Here is a 16,757-nt window from a genome sequence, read left to right as displayed (position 1 = left end):
CCGGCGGTCGTCGGCGCCTCGATCTTTTTCTTGTCGACGTTGGGAGGCGGCGATGGGCTATTTCACACGCAGACTCGCCGTAGCCTTTTCGGCCGCGACCCTGGTCGCCGCCACAGCTTCGTCGGTTCTCGCCCAGTCGCCCATTCCGCAGCTTGTGGAACAGAACGGCCGTCACGCCCTGATGGTCGACGGCGCGCCCTTCATCATCTTGGGCGGACAGGTCAACAACTCGTCCAACTATCCGGCGCCCCTGGCCCAGGCCTGGCCCGCGCTCCGTTACATCGGCGCCAATACGGTCCAGATCCCGCTCGGCTGGGAGCAGATCGAGCCGGAGGAGGGGCGTTTCGACTTTTCCTTCGTCGATCACGCCATCGAGCAGGCCCGCGCCAATGATATGCGCGTCGTCTTCCTGTGGTTCGCCACCTGGAAGAACACTGCCCCGGCCTATGCCCCCGCCTGGGTCAAGTTGAACCCCGAGCGTTTCCCCCATTTGATCGAGAAGAGCGGCAAGGAAAGCTACGCCCTGTCGCCCTATGGCGCCGAGACCTTGGCTGCCGACTCTCGCGCCTTCGCCGCCCTGATGCGCCACATTCGTCAAGTCGATGAGCGCGAACGCACCGTCATCATGGTCCAGCCCGAGAACGAGGTCGGCACCTACGGCCCCGTGCGCGACTATTCCCCCGCCGCCCGCGCCGCCTTCGACGGCCTGGTTCCCCAAGCCCTGCTGAACCGCACCGGCAAGGCGCCGGGCACATGGTCCGCCGTCTTCGGCAAGGATGCGGACGAGTTCTTCCACGCCTGGTCCATCGGTCGTTACGTCGGACAGGTCGCCGCCGCTGGCAAGGCGGAATACCCGCTGCCGATGTACGTCAACGCCGCCCTGCGCGACCCGACGAACGATCAGGATCCCGCCACCTATGCGTCCGGCGGTCCGACATGGAACGTGATCGAGATCTGGAAGGCGGCGGCCCCGTTCATCGATTTCCTGTCGCCCGACATCTACACGCGCAAGTCGGGCGAATACGAAGCCCATCTGGATCGCTATGCCCGGCCCGACAACGCCCTGTTCGTCGCCGAGACCGGCAGCGACACCCAGTACGCCCGCTATCTGATGGAGACGCTGGGTCGGGGCGGCATCGGCTTTTCGCCCTTCGGCATCGATTACACCGGCTATTCCAATTATCCGTTGGGCGCCAAGGAGATCACCGAGAAGACGCTGGAGCCGTTCCGCGACCTTTATCGTCTGATCGGACCGTGGCAGCGCACCTGGGCGCGTCTGGCCTTCGAGGGCAAGGTCTGGGGCGCAGCCGAACCCGACGACCGCAAGCCCGAGGTCATCGACCTGGGCGATTGGACCGCCACAACTGGCTATCAGCGCTGGCAGTTCGGACCGAGCAGCCAGCCTATCGATCCCAATGACGTGCCCGCCGCCTCGGCCCAGCCGAACGGGGCCATCGCGATCGCCGAGATCGAGCCGGGTCAATTCATCCTGGCCGGTCACCGCATCCGCATCGACTTCGCCGCCAAGCCTTCGACCGACGGCAAGCGCCGCATGGTCCTGCGCGTCGAGGAAGGCCATTTCGACGACGCTGGCAAATGGGTGTTCGAACGCATCTGGAACGGCGACCAGGTCGATTACGGCCTGAACTTCTCCACCGATCGACCGCAGCTGCTGCGCGTCGTCACGGCCACCTACTGAACCCTGCAAGAGTAACGCGAGCGCCCGCCATGATCCCGACCCTCGCCCGCCGCCTGTTCCTGGCCGCCCTGATGACCGCCCCTTTGGCCGCCTGCGCAGGGCAGGGGCTGATGAACGGCGCCTCCGCCGGGGCCATCCAGCAGGCCGCGTTCGAACGCACGGCCAGCGGCATCGTCGTCACCCCGGCCGAGGGCGCCGCCCGCCGCGTCCGGCTTGAGGTCTATGGTCCCGAGACGATCCGCGTCACCGCGACCGAGAACGCGAACTTCGACCTGCCGGCCAGCCTGATGGTCACGGCCCAGCCCTCGACCACGACGCCCTTCCAGGTCGAGACCCGCGGCGACCTGGTCGTGCTGAAGACCGCCGAGGCGACGGCGGAAGTCTCGCGCCAGACCGGCGCCGTTCGCTTCCTCGACGAGAACGGCCAAGAGGTGCTGAAGGAGCGTCCCGGCAGCCGCGAGCTCAGCCCCGTCACGGTCGAGGACCAGAAGGGCGATCACCGCTTCCTGGCCACGCGTCAGGTGTGGGAAAGCCCCGACGACGAGGCCTTCTACGGCCTGGGTCAGCACCAGCAGGGCGTGATGAACTACAAGGGTCACGACGTTCAGCTGGCCCAGCACAACATCGACGTCGGTATTCCTTTGGTCGTGTCCAGCCGCAACTACGGCGTCCTGTGGGACAACAACTCGATCACCCGCTTCGGCGACCCGCGCCCCTACGGCATGATCGCCGACCAGTTCATCGTCCGCGACGCCACCGGCCGGTTCGGCGGTCTGACCGCCAGCTACTATCAGAACAACGAGCTCAAGGTTCAGCGCCAGGAAACCGAGGTGAACTACGAGTTCATCCGCGAATGGTCGCGCTGGCCTGAGGGCTTCAAGTCGCAGCCCGGCCAGCCTGTCCAGACCGGCGACATGGGCAAGCCGGGCCAGGCAGGCGTCAAGGTGGTCTGGGAAGGCACGCTGGAAACCGCGACCACCGGCCTGCACAAGTTCCGCCTCTACTCCTCGGGCTATGCCAAGGTCTGGATCGACGGGCGGATGGTCGAGGAGAACTGGCGCCAGAACTGGAACCCGTTCGATCACGACTTCCAGGTCCAGATGGCCGCCAATACGCGCGTGCCGATCAAGATCGAATGGATCCCCGAAGACGGCTATATATCGCTGCGCCACCAGGACCCGCTGCCCGCCGCCGATCAGGGCGCGCTCAGCCTGGCGTCGGAAGTCGGGACCGCTATCGACTACTACTACATCGGCGGCGACGATCTGGACGGGGTGATCTCGAACTATCGCGGTCTGACTGGCAAGTCGGTGATGCTGCCCCGCTGGGCCTACGGCTTCTGGCAGAGCCGCCAGCGCTACAACACCCAGGACGAGGTGACCGGCGTCGTACGGCGCTATCGCGAGCTGGGTCTGCCGATCGACAACATCGTTCAGGACTGGTTCTACTGGCCTGAAAACGCCTGGGGCTCACACCAGTTCGACCCCGCGCGCTTCCCGAACCCGACCCAGATGGTCAAGGACGTTCACGACATGAACGCCAACATCATCATTTCGGTCTGGCCGAAGTTCTATCCGACGACCGAGCATTACAAGCAGCTGGACGCGATCGGCGGCATGTATACCCGCAACGTCGATGTCGGCGCGCGCGACTGGGTGGGACCCGGCTACGCCAACAGCTTCTACGACCCCTATCTGCCCGCCGCCCGCGACCTGTACTGGAAGCAGATGTCCGACAGCTTCAAGGGCATGAACTTCGACGGCTGGTGGCTGGATTCGGTCGAGCCGGACATGCACTCCAATCTGGACATCCCCGAGCGGACCCTGCGGATGGGACCGACCGCCATCGGTCCGGGCGCCTATGTCTTCAACTCCTATCCGCTGGTCAACGCCGAGAACGTCTACAACAACTTCCGGCGCGAGAAGGGCGACGAGCGGACCTACATCCTGACCCGTTCGGCCTGGGGCGGTCTGCAACGCACCGGCTCGACCCTGTGGTCGGGCGACGTGGTGGCGCGCTGGGACAATCTGAAGGACCAGATCTCGGCGGGCGTGAACACCGGCCTGTCGGGCCTTGCCAACTGGACCCATGACATCGGCGGCTTCTCGGTGGAGGCCCGCTATTCCAACCCCGCCGGGATGAAGCCCGAGGACAAGGCCGAGTGGGACGAGCTTCAGCTCCGCTGGTTCCAGTTCGGCGCCTGGTCGCCGATCTTCCGTTCGCACGGCGAGTTCCCGCTGCGTGAGGTCTATAACCTGGCCCAGCCCGGCACGCCGCTTTACGACGCCTACGCCGCCCAGCTGCGGACCCGCTACCGACTGATGCCCTACATCTACAGCCTGGCCGGCGACGTCTATCAGCGTGACGGCACCATCATGCGCGGCCTGGTCATGGACTTCCCCTCCGACCTCAAGGCGCGCGACATCAACGACCAGTATTTGTTCGGCCATGCCCTGCTGGTGGCTCCGGTGACGGAATACAAGGCGCGCAGCCGTTCGGTCTATTTCCCGCAAGGGGCCGACTGGTACGACATGCTGACGGGCCAGAAATACACCGGCGGCCGGTCGGCGACGGTCCAGGCGCCCGGGGACAAGATCCCGGTCTTCGTGCGCGCCGGCTCCATCCTGCCCACCGGCCCGGCGATCCAGTACACGGCCGAGAAGCTGGACGGCCCGCTGACGCTGATCGTCTACACCGGCGCGAACGGCTCCTTCTCCCTGTATGAGGATCAGGGCACGACCTACGCGTACGAGCGGGGCGAGTTCTCGAATATCCCCATGACCTGGAACGACGCGACCGGCGTCCTGACCATCGGCGCGCGGACGGGTTCGTATCCGACCATGCCGGCCAATCGCACCATTAATGTGCGTTTCGTCAGCGGGCCGGGCGCTGATGTCGGAAACTTCGATGCGGCTCCGGCCAGGACGATCCAATACAATGGCCAGGCTGTGGAGGTTCGGCGCTAGATCGAGACAGAGCATCGATATCGGACACGATGTCGATGCTCAACCTGTTGTCTTGACGAGACTTTGAAGAAAGATCGGGGCGCTTCCCATACAGGGTGTCCAGCGGCCTTATGATCGGGACCTGATCTTTGAGATCCTCGGCCCCCGATCCCGACGGCGGCGAAGAATTCACTCGGCCTTCCGGCTGATGGTCGGACGGCCGGAAATTGCACTGTCTTGCACTTTGCACGCCATTTCGGGGTGCAGTGCAATTTCGAACCTTCCGCTGCGGCGGACAGACAGGAGGCGCGGATGCGCTCGTTCTTGCTTGCCGCCGCGGCTGTCGCCGCGCTCACAGGGGCTTCGCCCGTCCAGGCGCAGGTCCAGCCCCAGACGGTCGTCACGCCCGCTCTTTTCGACGCCATGTTCCAGGACCACGCCGTCCTGCAACGCGGCCGTCCGATCAAGGTGTGGGGCAGGGCCGCGCCCGGCGCCGCCGTCTCGGTCAGCCTGGGTCAAGCGCAGATCCAGGCGACGGCCGGCGCCGACGGCGTCTGGCGTGCGACCCTTCCGACCCTGACCGCCGGCGGCCCCTATGTCCTGACGGCCCGGTCGGCCGGCGCGAGCCAGAGCGTCTCCGACATCATGATTGGGGATGTCTGGCTGTGTTCGGGCCAGTCGAACATGGAGTTCGCCGTCCGTCAGGCCACGAACGCAGAGAGCGAGATCGGCGCCGCGAACGACGCCAAGATCCGCCTCTTCCTGGTCGGTCGTTCCAGCCTGCCGGCGCCGTCCGCCGCTCCGCGCGCCGTCGGCCAGTGGCGCGTCACCAGCCCGCAAAGCGTGCGCGACTTCTCGGCCGCTTGCTACTTCATGGGCCGCGACCTGCGTCGTGCCGAAGACGTGCCGGTCGGCCTGATCGCCGCCTCCTGGGGCGGGTCGATCATCGAGGACTGGCTGAGCCGCGACGCCGTCGAAAAGCTGGGCGGGCATCAGGAGGCGTTGAAGGCGTTGGACGCCTACGCCCGTGATCCGGGCCAAGGCGACGCGATCTGGCGTCGTGTGACCCAGGACTGGTGGCGGACCAACGATCCCGGCACGAAACAGGGCTGGCACTTGGCGCGCACGAACGACGCCGACTGGGCGCCGATCCTGGCCGAGGGTTTTTGGGAGTCCACCGTGCCGGGGCTGGCCACCTTCGACGGCATCGTCTGGCTGCGCAAGGAGGTCGAACTGACCGCCGCCCAGGCCCGTCAGGCCGCGACGCTGGAGCTGGGGCCCGTGGACGACGCCGACGTCACCTGGATCAACGGCCAATACATTGGCGGCCAGCAGGGCTGGGATACGCCGCGCACCTACGCCGTACCTGCCGGTACGCTGAAGGCGGGTCGCAATCTGATCGCGGTCGGCGTGCTGGACACCAATGGCGGCGGCGGCGCCTGGGGACCGGCGGCGAACAAGCGGCTGGTGCTTGCGGACGGTACGGCCGTCAGCCTGTCTTCGGGCTGGCGTCACCGCGTCGCCGCGCCGCTGGGCGACCTGCCCAATCCGCCGCGCACCCCCTGGATCGGCGGCAGCGGCACGACCACCCTGTATAACGGGATGATCGAACCCTTGGGCGCCTATGGCATGAAGGGCATGGCTTGGTATCAGGGCGAGTCGAACATTGGCGACTATGTCGGCTATCGTCGCCTGCTGCCGGCCCTGTTCGCCGACTGGCGCGCCCGGTTCGAGAATCCCGAGATGCGGATGCTGGTCGTGCAACTGGCGAACTTCGGCCCCATGGCCAGCCAACCGACCAACTCCTATTGGGCGGCCCTGCGCGAAAGCCAGCGCACCGTGGTCAATGCCGACCCTCTGGCAGGCCTCGCTGTGGCCATCGATATCGGCGACCGCTACGACATACACCCGACCAACAAGCTGGAGGTGGGCCGCCGTCTAGCGCTGGAGGCTCGTCGTCTGGACGGTCAGACCCCGCCCGTCTCGCCGCAGCCGGTGTCCGTGACCCGCGCCGCCGACGGCGTCCACATTCGCTATTCCGCTTCGGCTCAATTGGTCGCCTATGGTTCGAACCGCCCGGTAGGCTTCGAGCTATGTGGGTCCGACAACGCGTGCCGCTTCGTCGATGCGACGCTTTCAGGGGACGAGGTCGTCTTGTCGTCCGTGATGGCGAGCGACCTCAGGGTTCGCTTCTGCTGGGCCGACAGCCCAATCTGCAACCTCTACGGCCCCGCCGGTCTCCCGGCGGTCCCGTTCGAGGCGGAGATCCGCTAAGCGGTCAGACTAGCCCCGCGCCCCTCAGCCGCATGGCGGGCGCTGTGGCGACGGGCCGTTGGGCCGGCAGGTCGATGGTCAAACCCTCGGCCGTCTGACGGAAGGGCAGGGCGCCGCCGCCCAGCAGTTCGACCGCCTCGACACGCCCCACCTGCGGGGTCAGCGCCCGCACGACCATCTTCCGGTCCTGCGGCCAGTCCAGCGCGAAGGCGTAGAGGACCTCGCCCTTGGTGGTGAAGCGGATGTCCTCGCCGGTCCATGGCCGCGCCGCGCCCTCGCCATGCATACCTCCCACGACCGCCGTCGGCCCCTCGCCATAGATGCGCCAGGGCCGGGTGTCGAAGATGGCCTCGCCGTTGACGGTCATCCAGGCGGCGATCTCCGTCAGGATCTGCCGCTCGTCGCTGTCGATCGATCCGTCGCCGCGCTGGGGGATGTTCAGCATCAGGTTGCCGTTCTTGGAGACGACATCCACCAGCCGCTGCACCACGCTGTGGGCCGGGACATAGTAGTGGCCGGTGAAGCGGGCGCGGTTGTAGTGCCAGTCGCCGATGCAGGTGTCGGTCTGCCACGGCTCGGGCTTCAGGCTGTCGGAGAAGCCGCGCTCGACCGTCTCCACGATGCCCTTGCGCTGCCGGTCGTCCAGCCGCTTGCCGTTCACAACGGGCAGTTCGCCGCGCCAGGCGATGGAGGCGTTGTAGAACTCGGCCGTCGCCTCCAACCCGTACCGCCCCAGCGGCAGGCCGTAGTTGTCGAAATAGACCATGTCCGGCTTGTATTTGGTGATCAGGTCCCGCTGACGCGCCACCCAGGACCGCACGAAGGCCGGGTTGTTCGCCGGCGGCGTCTCGATCCACTGACCGTCGCGCGCATCGTGCCAGGCGTTCATCTCGGGGATGGAGCTGATCCCCTCAGGCGGGGCGAAGGTCGGGCCGGTGTAGAGCTCCTGCGGGTCCAGCCCGTCCCACCATTTGCCGGCGCCGTCGGCCTTGGTCAGGCGCGCCGCGTCATAACGCACGCCCTTCAGCGGCCCCTCGGCGTCATAGCCGTAGGCCGTCTGCCACCAGTGCCAGGCGTGGGCCGCATGGTTCGATACGGCGAACCGGAGGCCCCGCGCCCGCACCGCCTTCTCCCAGGTGCCGACGATGTCGCGCTTGGGCCCCACCCGCATTACGTTCCATTCGTGATGGGCGCTGTCGAACAGGTCCAGATTGTCGTGGTGGTTGGCCATCGACATGATGTAGCGGGCGCCCGCCGCCTGATAGAGGTCCAGCAGGCCTTCGGGATCCCACTGGTCGCCTTTGAACTGGTCGATCAACTCCATGAAGCCGAACCGGCTGGGGTGGCCGTAGGTAGCGACGTGGTGCTCGTAGAAGGGATTGCCCTGGATATACATCTGGCGGCCGTACCAGTCGCCGAACTCCGGCACGCACTGCGGCCCCCAGTGCGACCAGATGCCGAACTTTGCGTCCCTGAACCACTCCGGCGTCTTGTAGCCCGCCGCCAGACTGTCCCACGTCGGCTTGAACGGCCCGGCCGTCGTCGCGCCCGGCATGGTGGCGCACGCCCCCAGCATGGAAGCGGACGCGCCGGCGCCCAGAAGTCCGCGTCGAGACAGGGTCATGCGGGTTCTCCATAGACGACGCCGCGTCCGTCGGTGGCGACATAGACCCGGCCGAAGATGCGCGGATCGCCGGCCACGGCCCTGAAGCGGCGCCCATATTCATGGCGGTCGTCGTTGACGCGCATCCACGTCCGTCCCTTGTCGTCGGAACGCAACACGCCCCGCACCGGACCCTGCGTGCCAATGGCGAACAGGGCAGGGTAGGTCGAACCGGCGGGCGGCTTGCCGAAGTCCATCATCTCAACGCTCAGCCCCCCATCGACATGGTTAAACCGCTGACCGCCGTCGCGGCTGTTATAAAGCCCGCTGCGCGATACCAACCACAGATCGCCCTCGTGATCGGGCGTCGCCTTCAGCGGGAAGGCGGTCTCGCGCCAGGTCGGGCGATCGTCGGCGGTGTTCGCAGGCAGGCCGCGCGACGGCACGGCGGCGAAGCTCTCGGCGCCGTCCACGCTGACGAACCAGGCGCCAGTGCGGAAATCCAAGGCGTAGAACAGCATCGGATCCTTGCGGTCGGCCACCGGCCGCAGCAGAGGCGGCAGGCCCGCCGTGGGCTTCCACGTCCGTCCCCGATCCCGCGACCAGACGACCTGGGGTGTCGCCAGCACGAACGTCGATCCGTCCGACGACACCGTGATCGGGGCGTCGCGATACAGGTCCATGCGCGGATTGTCGGCGACCACCGGCGTCTCGCCCGAAGCCGGCCGGGGACGACCTAGCGGCTTCCAGGTCAGCCCAGAATCGTCCGACCAGGCCAGGGTCGAGCCGTCGTGCCCCTCCGAGGCGACGCCCTCGTGCGGCGTGCCGCTGCGCACCACGATGTCGGGCGCGGCGCCCGCATAGTCGATCTGGTTGGTGTTGGCGAAGACGGGGGTGGTGAACTGGCGCTGGGGCGAACGGCTCAGGTCTTCATGGGCGAAGCCGGATATGTCGCCGAAGCCGGTCAGCAGTTGCGGTCCCTTGGGCGGACTGACCAGGGTGATGACGGCCGTCTGCTCGATCCCCTCGACCCATGGGGTCCAGTCTGTCGGCTGTTCGCGGTCGGCGTCGGACAGGTTGCGCGTCTCATAGACGGTGGCCCCGGTCGCATAGACCAGCCGGTCGCTATCGAACGGGTCCAGCGCCAGGGCGGCGATCCACCAGCCGAAGTCCGGCCGATCGTTGCCCCAGTTCAGATAGGGGGTGGCGCTGACGTCGTGGCGGGCCGCTTCTCGCAGACTGATCCAGCTTCGGCCGTCGTCGGTGCTGCGCCAGATGGTGTCGCCCGGCCGCCAGCGGTTGAGCGTCGACACCATGATCACGCCCGGCCGTTTGCGATCCAGCGCGATCCCCATGAAGCCGCCGGACGGCCGGGGCGGGCTGATGTCGGTCCAGGCGCCGGTGTTCGTATCCAGCCGCCAGACCGCGCCGTGCGTCACCCCGTTCGGTCCGATGCCCAGGGTGCAGGTGACATAGAGGACACCCCGGTCGTCCAACTCCGCCTTGACCGCCGACAGTTCGGCGCGCGGCCCGCCCGCCACGGCCTGCCAGGTACGTCCGGCGTCGTCGGAGCGATAGAGGGCGTGTTCGTGCGGATCGGCGACGCCGACGAACAGAGTCTTCGAACCCTGACCGCGCCGACCGCTGCGCGGATCGAAGACGACGAAGCTCAGTCCGCCGTGGGTGGTGCGGTCGCTGGGCGTTCCCAGGCCTTTGAGCGGAAACCCGTCCACCTTGCGCCAGCTTGCGCCGCCGTCGGTGGAACGCTGCAGGCCATCGTGGCGGGATCCGAAATAGAGGATGCGGTTGTCGTTCGGATCGATCGCCAGCCGTTCGCCCAGACCACGGCCGTCTTCATTTCCGCCCATGCGAAAGGGAACTTCGGTTCGCCGCCATGTCTCGCCACGATCGGTCGAGCGCAGCATCACGCCGGGGTCGTCCCTGTGAACGCCCGCTGCTGCGTGGACGATGTCGGGATCGACCGGATCGGCGGCGATGCTCTCGATCCCGAAATCGCCGAACAGGGGACTGGAGTCCATCAGCGGCGACCAGCGACCGGCGGCCGCGTCGAACCGATAGGCGCCGCCCATGTCGGATCGCGCATAGGCCAAGCCTCGTTCGATCGGACTGAAGACGATGCCGGGAATGAAGCCGCCTGCGCCCACGACGACATTGCGCCACACATAGGGTGCGGCCCCGATCGCCAACGCCTGGCCGGCTGTCGCCATGGCGCCGGCGGCAAACGCCATCAGGCCGGCTGTGCGTCGTGTCAGGCCTGTCGTCATGCCGCCGTTCCTCCCTCACCGGCGACGTTGCTTCATCGCTCAATGTTAGCGCTAACTTCGGCAGTTGACATCATTGTCATAGGTGCATCAAGTTGCGTCTGTAAAAATCAGGGCGTCGGTCAACGACGTTTCGGGAGCGAACCTCGGGTTCAAACGGATTTCGCCGCTTTCGGCGCGCAGGGCGACGCCTGGATTTTTTCACACCCTGAGCGAACTTCCGGTGCGGCCTGAATGGTCGCGCCGGGTTTTTCGTCACATAGTTTCGCCGACAGCCTGACGGACCCGACATGACCCTCCGTATCCCGAACGCGCGCCGCAGCGCTGTTTCCGCCCTCGCACTGGGCGTCGCGCTCGCAACCGGCGCCTGCGCCGCAACCGGAGCGACCCGAACGTCGCCGGTTCAGGCCGTCACGCCCCAGGCCTCCATCGTAACCGACGCCACGCGCGCCCATCCCGCGCTTTGGCCCCGAGCGGCCTCGCCGGCTGCGATGACCGATGCGGCGACGGAAGCGTTCGTCACCGAACTGATGAGCCGGATGACGCTGGAGGAGAAGGTCGGGCAGACGATCCAGGCCGATATCGGCTCGATCAAGCCTGAGGACCTGCTGACCTATCCGCTGGGCTCGATCCTGGCGGGCGGCAACTCCTCGCCGGGCGGGGACGAGCGCGCCTCGGCCGACAAATGGGTGGAGTTGGCCCGAGCCTTCCGTGCGGCGGCGGCCCAGCGGCCGGGCGCCAGGATCCCGCTGATTTACGGCATCGACGCCGTGCACGGGCACAACAACATCGTCGGCGCCACCATCTTTCCGCACAACATCGGCCTGGGCGCCGCGCGTGACCCAGACCTGATCCGCCGCATCGGCGAAGCGACGGCGCTGGAAGTGGCGGTGACCGGCGCCGACTGGACCTTCGGCCCGACCCTGGCCGTGCCCCAGGACGACCGCTGGGGCCGGACGTATGAAGGCTATGCCGAGAACCCCGAGGTCGCCAAAAGCTACGCCGGTCCGATGACGCTCGGCCTGCAAGGCGCGCTGTCGGCCGATCGTCCGCTGGCCGCGGGCCACATCGCCGGCTCTGCGAAACACTTCCTGGCCGACGGCGGCACCACGGGCGGCAAGGACCAGGGCGACTTCGCCGGGTCCGAACAGGAGCTGATCCGCACCCACCTGTCCGGCTATCCCCAGGCCATCGACGCCGGCGTGCTGTCGATCATGGCCAGCTTCTCCAGCTGGAATGGCGTCAAACACTCGGGCAACGAGACCATTCTGACCGACGTGCTGCGTGGCCCGCTGGGCTTCGACGGCTTCGTCGTGTCGGACTGGAACGCCCATGGCCAGCTGCCGGGCTGTTCGAACGAAAGCTGCGCCCTGGCCTTCAACGCCGGCATCGACATGTTCATGGCGCCCGACAGCTGGAAGCCGCTCTACGCCTCGACCTTGGCCCAGGTGAAGTCGGGCGAAATCCCGATGGCGCGCCTGGACGAGGCGGTGCGTCGCATCCTGCGCGTGAAGGTCAAGACCGGCCTGTTCAACGACAGCCGCCCGGTCGAGGGGCATCTGAACGAACTGGGCTCGCCCGCCCACCGCGCCCTGGCGCGCGAGGCGGTGCGCAAGTCACTGGTGCTGCTGAAGAACGAGGGCTCGGTCCTGCCGATCCGCTCGGGCGCGCGGGTGCTGGTCGCCGGTCACGCCGACGATATCGGCCAGGCCTCGGGCGGCTGGACCCTGACATGGCAGGGCACGGGCAACTCGAACGCTGACTTCCCCAACGGCCAGTCGATCTGGGGCGGCATCCGCGAGGCGGTCGCCGCCGGCGGCGGTCAGGCGACGCTCAGCGCCGACGGCTCCTTCACCCAGAAGCCCGACGTGGCCATCGTCGTCTTCGGCGAAACGCCCTATGCCGAGTTCCAGGGCGATGTGGACACGCTGGACTTCCTGCCGACCGAACCCTTGGAGACGTTGAAGCGCCTGAAGGCGGCGGGCATTCCGACCGTTTCGGTCTTCCTGTCGGGCCGCCCGATGTGGACCAACCCTGAGATCAATGCATCCGACGCCTTCGTCGCCGCTTGGCTGCCGGGCACGGAGGGCGGCGGGATCGCCGATGTGCTGATCGGCGATGCGGCGGGCAAGCCGCGCAACGACTTCACAGGAACCCTGTCCTTCAGCTGGCCCAAGACCGCCAAAGGCGAACCCCTGAACGTCGGCCAGCCCGGCTATGACCCGCAGTTCGCCTATGGCTACGGCCTGACCTATGCGCGCCCGGCGCGTGTCGGCGCCCTGTCCGAAGACAGCGGCGTGGTCGGGTCCGGCAGCAATCTGGATCGCTATTTCGTCGATGGCCGCTTCGTGGCTCCCTGGTCGCTGATGCTGCGCGACGCGGGCGGCGAGTTCCGTCTGGGTGCTGAAAAGAGCGGCGCCAGTCCGCGCGGCGGCGTTTCGGTGCGCTCCACCGACGGCGCCGGCCAGGAATCGGCGCGCGCCCTGACCTTCTCGCAGGGCGGGGGGCAGGCCATCATCGCGGCCCAGCCGGTCGATCTGACGCGCCAGTCGAACGGCGAGATGGCCATCGCCTTCCGCTACCGCGTGGACGCGCGGCCCAAGGGTCCCGTGTTCCTGACGCTCGGCGCCGGTTCGGTCGATATCTCCAGCCTGATCGGCGCAGCCCCCGTCGGCGAATGGCGCACGCTGAAGGTGCGGCTCTCGTGCCTGCGTGATCGCGGCGCCGACATCGCCGCCGTCGACCAACCCTGGGGCCTGCGCACCAACGCCGACTTCGCGGTCACGGTCGAGGACATCCGCCTGGCGTCGAACGAGGGCGACGCCGTCTGTCCGACGCAGTAGGCTGGCGCTCGCCAAGGGGGAACCGGCCGCATGACCAATGCTGAACTGAGCGTGGCCTTCTTCCTGCAGATGGCGATCATCATCGCCGCCTGCCGCATCGTGGGCTGGCTAGCCAAACGCTATCTCGGCCAGCCGCAGGTGGTGGGCGAGATGATCGCCGGTGTGATCCTAGGCCCGTCGCTGTTCGGCCTGCTGACCCCCGATCTGCAGGCGGCCCTGTTCCCAAAGGATTCGCGATCGATCCTGTTCGTCGGCGCCCAGTTGGGCGTCGGCCTCTACATGTTCCTGGTCGGGCTGGGCTTCCGTCGCGACCACTTCCGCGCCAATGCGAAGAGCGCCGCCGCCGTGTCGCTGGCCGGCATGGCCGCGCCCTTCCTGGTCGCCGTCGCCATTGCGCCCTGGCTGGTCGCTGAGGGACTTTTCGGACGGGGCATCCAGACCTGGCAGGCCATGCTGTTCATGGGCGCGGCCATCTCGATCACGGCCTTTCCCATGCTGGCGCGCATCATCCATGAGCGGGGGCTCAGCGGCACGCGGCTGGGTTCGCTGTCGCTGGCGGCGGGCGCCATCGACGACGCCGGCGCCTGGTGCGTCCTGGCCGTCGTTTTGGCCAGCTTCGGCGCGGGACCGATGGTGGCTGTGACAGCCATCGCCGGAGGCGGCGCCTTCGCCCTGTTCATGCTGACGCTGGGCCCGAAAATGCTGGCCCCGCTGGGACGGATCGTAGAGCGGGAGGGGCGGCTTAGCCCGACCGTGCTGGGGGTCGTGCTGATCCTGTTCATGCTCAGCGCCTGGGCCATGGACGCAGTCGGCATTCACGCCGTCTTCGGCGGCTTCATCCTGGGCGTCGCCATGCCGCGCGGCCTGCTGGGCGAGGAAATCCGGCGTCAGCTGGAGCCGTTCGCTGTGCTGGTGCTGCTGCCGATGTTCTTCACCTTCTCGGGGCTCAACACCCAGCTGACCATGGTCAACAGCCTGGGGCTGATGGCCGTCACCGTCGTCATCCTGCTGGGCTCCATCCTGGCCAAGGGTGGCGCATGCTGGGCCGCCGCGCGCCTGACGGGTCAGGACAACGCTACGGCCATGGGTATCGGCGCCCTTATGAACGCGCGCGGTCTGATGGAGCTGATCATCATCAACATCGGCCTGCAGCGCGGGATCATCGGCCCGGCCCTGTTCTCCATCCTGGTGCTGATGGCCATCATCACCACCCTGATGGCCTCACCTCTGTTCGAGTGGGTTTACGGCCGGAAGGCCCGCGCCCGCGGCGAACTGGGCGATCCTGAGGGGGCAGCGGTCGCAAGCTTGTAGCCGAGGCGTCGCCTCAAACCGCGGCGGGCGTGTCTTCGCTCCGCCGCCACCGCGAAACAATATCAATAGGGATGACTATGCAGCCGGCACGATCACGCACTCGGAACTTCGCTCTTGCGACGGCGATGTTCGGCGCCCTGATCGCCACGACGTCAGAGGCTTCGACGCCGGTTGCGCCATCGCAGCCCCGCGTGCTCGCGATTGATGTCGGCGGCCCCTTTACGGCGCGCGATCGGATGGCCGAATTTTCCGTCGGCGCCGACTATCCGGGGACCACGATCCGGTCCGAGGCCCTGGCGCAGCTGAAGACGGCGCGCGACGAGCTGGGTTTCCGCTACATCCGCTTTCACGACATCTTCCATGACGATATGGGCGTCTATCGCGAGGTGGACGGCCGTCCCGTTTATGACTGGACCAAGATCGACCATCTCTACGACAGCTTCCTGGCCATCGGCATCAAGCCGTTCATCGAACTGGGCTTCACCCCCGATGCGATGAAGACGTCGGACCAGACGCTCTTCTACTGGAAGGGCAACACTTCGCACCCGCAGCCCGAAAAATGGGTTGGGCTGGTCGACGCCTTCGTGCGGCATCTGATCGACCGGTACGGTATCGACGAGGTTCGGTCGTGGTATTTCGAGTTCTGGAACGAGCCGAACCTGGACGGATTCTGGGAGCGGGCGGACCAGGCCGCCTACTTTGACTACTACGTACGGACGTCGCAGACGATCAAGGCGATCGATCCCGCGCTTCGCGTCGGCGGGCCGGCGACGGCCGGGGCGGCCTGGGTTCCAGAGTTCCTCGCCTACGCCGATCAACACCGGGCGCCGGTCGATTTCGTCACCACCCATACCTATGGCGTCGAGGGCGGGTTCCTGGACGAGAAGGGGGAGGGGGACAACAAGCTGTCGCGCAATCCTGACGCCGTGGTCGCCGACGTGCGCAAGGTCCGGGCCGAGATCGAGGCTTCGACGCGTCCGGGGCTGCCACTGTTCTTCACGGAATGGAGCACCAGCTACAATCCGCGCGATCCGATCCACGACGACTATTTCGGTGCGGCCTATGTGTTGGACAAGCTGCGTCGAAGCGAAGGTCTGGTGCAAGGTATGAGCTACTGGGCCTACAGCGACCTGTTCGAGGAGCCGGGCCCGCAGACGAAGCCGTTCGACGGCGGCTTCGGTCTGATGACGCCCCAGGGGGTGCGCAAGCCGACCTGGTTCGCCTACAAATATCTGAACAGCCTGGGCGACCGCGAACTGTCGACCGGTGACGCTCAGAGCATCGCCACGCTGAAGGGCGACACGGTTCAGGTGTTGGCCTGGCGCTATGAACTGCCGGATCAGCCGGTCAGCAATCGGCCCTTCTTCCGCCAGGTGCGCGAGCCGGCGGCGGCCGCGCCGCTGCGGATCGCACTGAGCGGTCTTCGTCCGGGCGTCCACTCCGCCTCGGTCCGACGCGTCGGCTTCAAATCCAATGACGCCTACACCGGCTATCTCGAGATGGGTTCGCCTGCGACGCTGTCCGAAGAGCAGTTGGGGACACTGCAAACCTTGACCCTGGACGAGCCCCAGACCGTCACAATCACCGCTGGCGCTGACGGAACGGCGCAGGTGGATTTGCCGATGCGTGTCCAGGATGTGGTGCTGGTCGAAATCGGCGCGGCGTCCGATCACTGAGCGCGAGCGTGTCTGACGTCGGTGCGGGCAGCAGCGATCTGCCTATGATCGCAAGCGGGTTTCGGCGAACATCGCGCGATGGGCGCGGGAACGGTGGACGCGCCGTGTTGAGCGTGCTGCTGTC

Annotated in this window: 8 protein-coding genes; 6 read left to right on the top strand and 2 right to left on the bottom strand. The window is 67.0% G+C overall.

The window, feature by feature from the left end:
• The first annotated feature begins 52 nt into the window (after positions 1-52).
• The 3 genes from ABIC32_RS06820 (at position 53) to ABIC32_RS06810 (ending at position 6,918) form a co-directional block, all read left to right on the top strand.
• Entirely contained in the window at positions 53-1,699 is a 1,647-nt protein-coding gene (locus ABIC32_RS06820) for a DUF5597 domain-containing protein (protein ID WP_354073344.1), read from the top strand.
• Positions 1,700-1,728: 29 nt separating this feature from the next.
• Positions 1,729-4,665 (top strand): TIM-barrel domain-containing protein, encoded by a 2,937-nt coding sequence (locus tag ABIC32_RS06815; RefSeq protein WP_354073342.1) that lies wholly within the window; start codon positions 1,729-1,731, stop codon positions 4,663-4,665.
• A 291-nt stretch (positions 4,666-4,956) separates the two neighbouring features.
• Positions 4,957-6,918, top strand: coding sequence for a sialate O-acetylesterase (locus ABIC32_RS06810; protein ID WP_354073340.1), 1,962 nt, complete (start codon positions 4,957-4,959; stop codon positions 6,916-6,918).
• Positions 6,919-6,922: 4 nt separating this feature from the next.
• Here ABIC32_RS06810 and ABIC32_RS06805 read toward each other — a convergent pair whose 3' ends face one another.
• Together ABIC32_RS06805 and ABIC32_RS06800 are read right to left on the bottom strand one after the other, a co-directional pair.
• Positions 6,923-8,542: an alpha-L-fucosidase gene (locus ABIC32_RS06805; RefSeq protein ID WP_091749228.1), complete on the bottom strand. Its 1,620-nt coding sequence runs from the start codon at positions 8,540-8,542 to the stop codon at positions 6,923-6,925.
• On the bottom strand, positions 8,539-10,806 hold the full coding sequence (locus tag ABIC32_RS06800) for a beta propeller repeat protein (protein WP_354073337.1): 2,268 nt from the start codon (positions 10,804-10,806) through the stop codon (positions 8,539-8,541). The genes ABIC32_RS06805 and ABIC32_RS06800 overlap by 4 nt, the downstream gene beginning before the upstream one ends.
• A gap of 287 nt (positions 10,807-11,093) precedes the next feature.
• Here ABIC32_RS06800 and ABIC32_RS06795 point away from each other — a divergent pair, with 287 nt between their 5' ends.
• From ABIC32_RS06795 to ABIC32_RS06785, 3 genes are all read left to right on the top strand, one after another.
• Positions 11,094-13,646, top strand: coding sequence for a glycoside hydrolase family 3 protein (locus ABIC32_RS06795; protein WP_354073335.1), 2,553 nt, complete (start codon positions 11,094-11,096; stop codon positions 13,644-13,646).
• A 30-nt stretch (positions 13,647-13,676) separates the two neighbouring features.
• Positions 13,677-14,957 carry a cation:proton antiporter gene (locus ABIC32_RS06790; RefSeq protein WP_354073333.1) on the top strand — a complete coding sequence of 427 codons (1,281 nt, stop codon included), beginning with the start codon at positions 13,677-13,679 and terminating at the stop codon, positions 14,955-14,957.
• Positions 14,958-15,193: 236 nt separating this feature from the next.
• Entirely contained in the window at positions 15,194-16,633 is a 1,440-nt protein-coding gene (locus ABIC32_RS06785; RefSeq protein WP_307509897.1) for a GH39 family glycosyl hydrolase, read from the top strand.
• Positions 16,634-16,757 lie beyond the last annotated feature (124 nt).

This window comes from Brevundimonas sp. 1080, assembly GCF_040545985.1.
GTDB lineage: Bacteria > Pseudomonadota > Alphaproteobacteria > Caulobacterales > Caulobacteraceae > Brevundimonas.
The sequence above is the reverse complement of the archived record's forward strand: the minus strand, read 5'-3'. Positions and strand labels throughout refer to the sequence as shown.